We start from the raw sequence: 6,000 nt of genomic DNA, 5'->3' as shown, positions 1-6,000 counted from the left end.
GAACCACACCGTACCCATCCCGAACTCGGAGGTGAAACGTTGCAGCGGCGAAGATACTCTCGGGGTAACCCTCGGGGACAATAGCTCGGTGCCAGGTCTTGAATCACAAACCAAAGTCGCCTCTGGATATCAACCAGAGGCGGCTTTGGTTTTATCTGAAATAGTCGATACCCTAAAGCGGATTAGCATACTAGGTACGAACGAGCCATCTTAGTCATTACTGGAGTTTAGACTACGACAAATTAACTCAGCGATAGCCAAAAGCTGAGCAAGAAGAACATTCAGAAAAAAAATAGAGATTAAGCGGCTGGTTTAGTCCGTTTTTTGTGTGGTGTTTTCCCTTTTTTCACCACGGGATAACGAGTTTTTTTAGTACGTTTGTTCCCAGATTGCCAGCCCGGAGACTTTCCACGGGGTTTGGGAGAGACTGTCGGTGTGCCAATCTGGGGTAAAAGTAATGCGATTGACTGAGCCACCCGCCCAGGAGTTAAATTGGAGAGAGGTTTTTGCCAAGGAAGATGGTGCTGTGCCACCAAATCTCTAGCTAACCATAACTGCCAACTCAAGATAGGCATTAAATCACTCCATCTTTCACCTTGTTGAGGAGTACTAAGTTGAGGAACTGTCCAATGTAATCGTTGCTTGAGAAAACGATACCAGTGGTCAACAGCAAAGCGACGCAAATATTGTGGCCAAATCCCACTAAGGGGAGGCATTTTCTCTCCTACCCACACCAACCATAAAGGTTGAGACTTTGAGCGTGATTCCTCCGGTAGAATACGCTCGACTAAAATTAATTGCATGGCATGAGTTGCACTGCCGGAAAAATGTAGGTCTTGCCACATCCGGACTCGAAGCCGTCCTAACTTGGAGTCTTCCACTTCAACCATTTGAGTGGCTTCCCACCAGGTTGAAGAGTCGTTGAGCTTAAATTTTTGACCATGCTTCCTCGGTCGTCCCTTACCTGTATAGGCAGGAGGTGCTGAATATAAACAACGATTAGAACGAATCCTCATCAAAAAGTCGGCTTCTATCTCGTCGGTTTGATTGAGCAAGGAAGCATTGCCATATTCACTATCTAGCAAAATCATAGGGCGTAGTGGCAGATGCTTACAAACTTGTTTGATTTGCCAAACCGCTTTGCTAATTGGATTCTCCCAACTGCTAATCCGCTCATGTCTCAACGGTAATGCCCAACTTCCTGATTGTTCGGGTATCCAAGCTATGGTACTGTATCCTTGACCGACACTAATCGGTTTGTTGCAAGCCATCGCACTCGGTTGATGAGAGTAAGTACGGTCTTGCAGTGTTGGTGAATGAAGTCTTGTCCAAGCTGTATGATCTACGGCTAAAACGGGGGGCTCCTGCGCTGGTATCTGTTTCATATACAGGCGCATTAACTTGTTGCGATTGGGTCTACAGTCTTGTAAAGCTTCATATATGCTGGGCCACTTCCGTCGAAAAAAGGGACTTAAAGAAAAGTCAGCTAGGCTATAGACATTGCGTGTTGTCAGTACCGCATCCATCAACTCAAAGGTGGCATCCTGTGCGAAGTTGAGTAACTCGTAAACTTGTTGGCGAAATTTCTGAAGTTGTTTATAGTTCATGCAGGGGAGAAATGACTGATTTTGGTTAATTGTCATTTTCTCCCCTTTCCATGACTTATACCATCAGGTTGAACGCCCGTATTTAAGCTAGACACGGAGACACAGCACCGGGGAGACGCAAAGAGAGTTTTTGTCCTGGGCAATCATCCTAACTTGATCTTAAGTCTGTATTATTTCATGTCAGTTTCATAGCGCTGACTTTTATTCGCGAGCAGCACTCGCGAACTTAACTAATTTTTTAGCTGTCATTACTGCTTCTCTACTCGGCGCTCTTTGCCATCGTAGTCTAAACTCCAGTGCTTAATGTTGCGTCCGAAATTTTCAGGAGCAATCTCTACCAACTTGGTGACCAGTTCGCGAGACAACACAGACTGAGCTCCCCTTAACAAACGGGCACCGACAGACAGTTCTGCTTGCTTTTTGTCATTGTTGACAGAGCGGTTAGCCGTGAAGCCTTCTGCTTCTTGAATAAGCTGTTCTATCTCCCCCGCAGACCACTGCCAAATCCGCGCCACCTGCTCAATCATCTCGCGTTCCAACGGTGAAAAGAAACCGTCAATGTACGCCAGCGCCAGGATTTGCCGCATTGCCTCGCTCTGCTGACCTGGCAGTATCTTACGAGCTACATCTTCCACAGAGAGATGCTGTTCGTCTTGAGCGAGGATTTTCTCTACCTCATCAAGGCTTCCTTGTCCTATCCTGACTTGATCTGCCAATTCGCGCAGAGCTTTCGACTCTTCAGAATGAATCTGCTGATCAGCACAGACCATGTGTGTGACCAATAGAAATGGGTAGTCTAGTTGTTCACTAACTGTTGTGCTTGAGTCAGACATCTTTACCCTCTGGGAAATTCTGGATGTAAGGGAGACCATAACTGAGGAAAGCAAGTATAGCTCTAATACATAGTTCCCAAGTTAACCCTCAAATTTGCCAAAGAGTAGGTCAGTATTTGAGTTGCGTCAGTCTTAGAGGAGTTATCTGAATTATTGTGATAACAAAGAATAATGTTCCATACCATCGCTTTAGTGCACTTGCTAGTTGGAGGATTTTACGGGTGGTGCGATTACATCCTCCAACATCCCCAATATCTACGACATTTATGCAAAAATGCAGCGATGCGATCACTCAACCTACCATTACTATCTAACTCCTCCTCTCCCAACATTGGGAGAGGGGGCTGGGGGGTGAGGGCAATCTCTACTTCTGCAACTTCACCCCGCGAATCGAATAATCCAACAACTCCATCGGATGCATCAAAGTAACCTCCTTCCCCTTCAACCCCAAATGCTTCTTAATTTGCAACGAACAACCCGGATTAGCTGAAGCAATCAACTCCGCCCCCGTATTTAGCAAATTCTCAACCTTTTGCTGTCCCAACTCATCCGCCACGTCCGGTTGCAGCATGTTGTAAACCCCAGCACTACCACAACACAAAGCCGCATCTAAAGGTTCCCGCAACTTCACATTAGGAATTTGCCGCAACAACTGCCGAGGTTGCACGCTAATTTTTTGCCCATGTAATAAGTGACAAGCATCTTGATAAACCATCGTTAGCGGTTCATCAGTAACAGGTGAAAGCTTCGCCGTCAGTCCCACTTGCGCCAAAAATTCCTGAGCATCCTTTACCTTAGCCACGAATGCTTTAGCTTTTTCCCGATACTCTGGGTCATCTTCTAAAATATGACCGTATTCCTTGAGAGTATGACCACAACCCGCCGCATTGATAATCACAAAATCAACGCCTGTACCCTCAAAACTATCAATCATCTGTCGTGCTAACGCTTGGGATTGTTCGCGTTGTCCCTGATGTTCCGGCAGTGCAGCACAACACCCTTGAGTTTTCGGAATCACCACTTCACAGCCATTAGCCGTTAAGACGCGCACCGTTGCTGCATTCACAGGCGAGAATAACACCCGCTGCACACAACCCAAAATCACACCGACTTGATAGCGCTTCTCCCCTTGCGCTGGGACAACATCTGGTAGATTATCTCGGAACGCATCTGGGGTAATTTGTGGCAAATTCGACTCCATTGCCGCCAAGCGGGGGAATAATTTCTTCAGCAAACCTGTAGCGCGAACAAGTTTCTGCAATCCCGATTTCTGATACAGATAAAGAAACGGCAGCAAGAGACGCAGGCGTGCAGGGTAGGGGAATATATTAAACAGGAGCGCTCTAAAAATGCGATCGCTTAAACTACGCGGGTAGTTTCGCTCAACTTGAGGACGAGTCGCCGCGATCAACTTGTCATACTGAACCCCAGAAGGACAAGTAGTTACACAAGCGAGACACCCCAGGCAACTATCAAAATGTTGTACCGTACCTTCAGCAAGGGGAGCCTCACCATGATTGATCGCATTCATCAGATAAATTCGACCCCTCGGAGAATCCATCTCCTTACCAATTACCCGATAACTCGGACAGGTAGAAAGGCAAAACCCACAGTGAACACAAGTATCTAGCAGCTTTTGCTCTGGGGGATGGTAGGCATCAAAACCAGGAGTTGGAATTCCAGGAGAGGGTTGAGCATCAATCGGATTTTCCTGTAGAGATTTCGGTGAATCCCCCCGTAGCGAGTCTGCATCTGGCAAATTAGTGTTAGGTGTGGTAGATGAAGTCTGCATATTTTATGTATTTTTTAATGGATGGTTTTGTCTGCCCTGGTAGGATTTTTTCACAGAAGAATTCAGAATCTAGAATTCAAAATTTGATTTATAGCAACCGTCACAACGGTTAGGACATTTCAAAAGCAGAGATTGACAATTCGCTTGGGGATATTTGTCCTAATCACCTTGGCGACTGCTATAATTCCCCTTTCTGACTTCTGTATTCTGACTCCTGACTCCTGTATTCTGATGTCTGGCACCTTTTCAATCTAAATTCCTCCCACAAACCGCTGAGGACTTAAAAGATTTTTGGGGTCAAATTGCTGTTTAATTCCTCGCATAACATTCAATGCGTTGCCGCCGTAACCCCAGACATCCAGCTGTTGCTTCAAAGAATTCGGTGCCTCCAAAACAGTCAGAAAACCACGTTGAGATTCACAATAACGTCGTAATTGCATAATTTTCTGAGGCGTCGCAACCTCAGGATTAAGCCGCAATAGCCCCAATCCACTCCCAGCATGAATTAACCCAAATCCTGCTGGAGACGTTAGGGTATCTAGGTGAGCCAAACTTGTGACAGCCGCAGTCGGTAATACTCCTATTTTGCAAGTAATTGTTGGCTGTTGGGGTGTCGCCCAGATTTGTTCGGGTAATGATTTCCATAGACTCGCTTCGTCTGCATCAGTATATCGAGTGCCTCCTAAACCTAGCTTTTGCCCAACTTCAAGTATCCGAGAAGACTGTTCGTTGACACTCTCTTTCACGCTTTGGAAACGCATCATTAAGCCCATGCCTTGACCCAAACCCAGTTGAGTGACAAGCTGGGTAGAAAGCAGCTCGACAGCTGTAGGTGTTAGCGCAGATGCGAGTAAGGTTTTTGTGGCTGATGCGATCGCATCTCCATCACCCGTTAACACAACAGTCCCCGATGCTAGGGGCATTGGATATACACGAAATGTTACTTCTGTCAAGATACCCAACGTGCCATAAGACCCTGTGAACAGCTTCATCAAGTCATAACCCGCCACATTTTTCACCACCCGACCCCCGGCTTTAGCGAGTTGCCCATCACTGCGGACAAAGGAAATCCCCAGCAACATATCCCGAACCCCACCATAGCGCTGACGCCAAGAACCGCTATCTGCTGTGGCAATAATTCCACCCAAAGTAGCCTGTTGAGGATAGGCAGGGTCGAGGGGAAGAAATTGACCCTCCTTGAGGAGCAGGTTTTGCAAATCAGCTAACTTAACGCCAGCTTCTACGGTAACCGTCAAATCACCCACCGCATGTTCAATCACCCGGTTCAGACGTTCGGTACTGATAACGAGGTCAACATCCTTGCCCAGTCCACCCCAGCCTAATTTGCTACCACTCCCGCAGGGGAGGACGCTCCAACCGTTCCTGTAAGCACAGGCCATGACCTGCTTAAGTTCTTCAGTTGTATTGGGATAAACAATACAACTGGGGAAATCCTCTGATGAGCTTGCTCTGTTCAGCTGCTCTTGCCAGGTTACTGGCAACTGTTCCCAGTTAAAGAGGGCAGACTCTGTAACAATAGATTCAAGTTCTTGGGCGATGGACGCGGCTGCGTCCCGCTTTGCGATCGCATTCATGCTTCTGATTAGTCCTAATCTAGGCTGTCACTCCCAGCGTTCCAATTTAATTTTTGTCACCTTTTTGTCAATAATGCTCATAACCCTGCATGAAATTTGCATAAAAAGGTAGCGACCTATTCCTCCTTGTATCGTAATGTCGCACCAGTATCTATAAATGGAAGAGGAGCGAT

The 6,000-nt window shown here is 46.7% G+C and carries 4 protein-coding genes and 1 rRNA gene; 1 reads left to right on the top strand and 4 read right to left on the bottom strand.

Annotation, left to right across the window (positions count from 1 at the left end):
• A 5S ribosomal RNA gene (gene rrf, locus V6C93_RS38935) occupies window positions 1-97 on the top strand; the annotation flags it as partial.
• 202 nt (window positions 98-299) lie between these two features.
• Here rrf and V6C93_RS12380 read toward each other — a convergent pair.
• From V6C93_RS12380 to V6C93_RS12365, 4 genes are all read right to left on the bottom strand, one after another.
• On the bottom strand, window positions 300-1,607 hold the full coding sequence (locus V6C93_RS12380) for an NF041680 family putative transposase (protein ID WP_333476968.1): 1,308 nt from the start codon (window positions 1,605-1,607) through the stop codon (window positions 300-302).
• A gap of 248 nt (window positions 1,608-1,855) precedes the next feature.
• Window positions 1,856-2,440, bottom strand: coding sequence for a TerB family tellurite resistance protein (locus tag V6C93_RS12375; protein ID WP_333476966.1), 585 nt, complete (start codon window positions 2,438-2,440; stop codon window positions 1,856-1,858).
• 364 nt (window positions 2,441-2,804) lie between these two features.
• Complete coding sequence (locus V6C93_RS12370) at window positions 2,805-4,232, bottom strand: (Fe-S)-binding protein (protein WP_333476965.1); 1,428 nt, start codon at window positions 4,230-4,232, stop codon at window positions 2,805-2,807.
• Window positions 4,233-4,483: 251 nt separating this feature from the next.
• Window positions 4,484-5,827 (bottom strand): FAD-binding oxidoreductase, encoded by a 1,344-nt coding sequence (locus V6C93_RS12365; RefSeq protein ID WP_333476964.1) that lies wholly within the window; start codon window positions 5,825-5,827, stop codon window positions 4,484-4,486.
• Between the last annotated feature and the right edge of the window lie 173 nt (window positions 5,828-6,000).

Origin of the sequence: Allocoleopsis sp., from assembly GCF_036703385.1 — a bacterium.
GTDB lineage: Bacteria > Cyanobacteriota > Cyanobacteriia > Cyanobacteriales > Coleofasciculaceae > Allocoleopsis.
The sequence above is the reverse complement of the archived record's forward strand: the minus strand, read 5'-3'. Positions and strand labels throughout refer to the sequence as shown.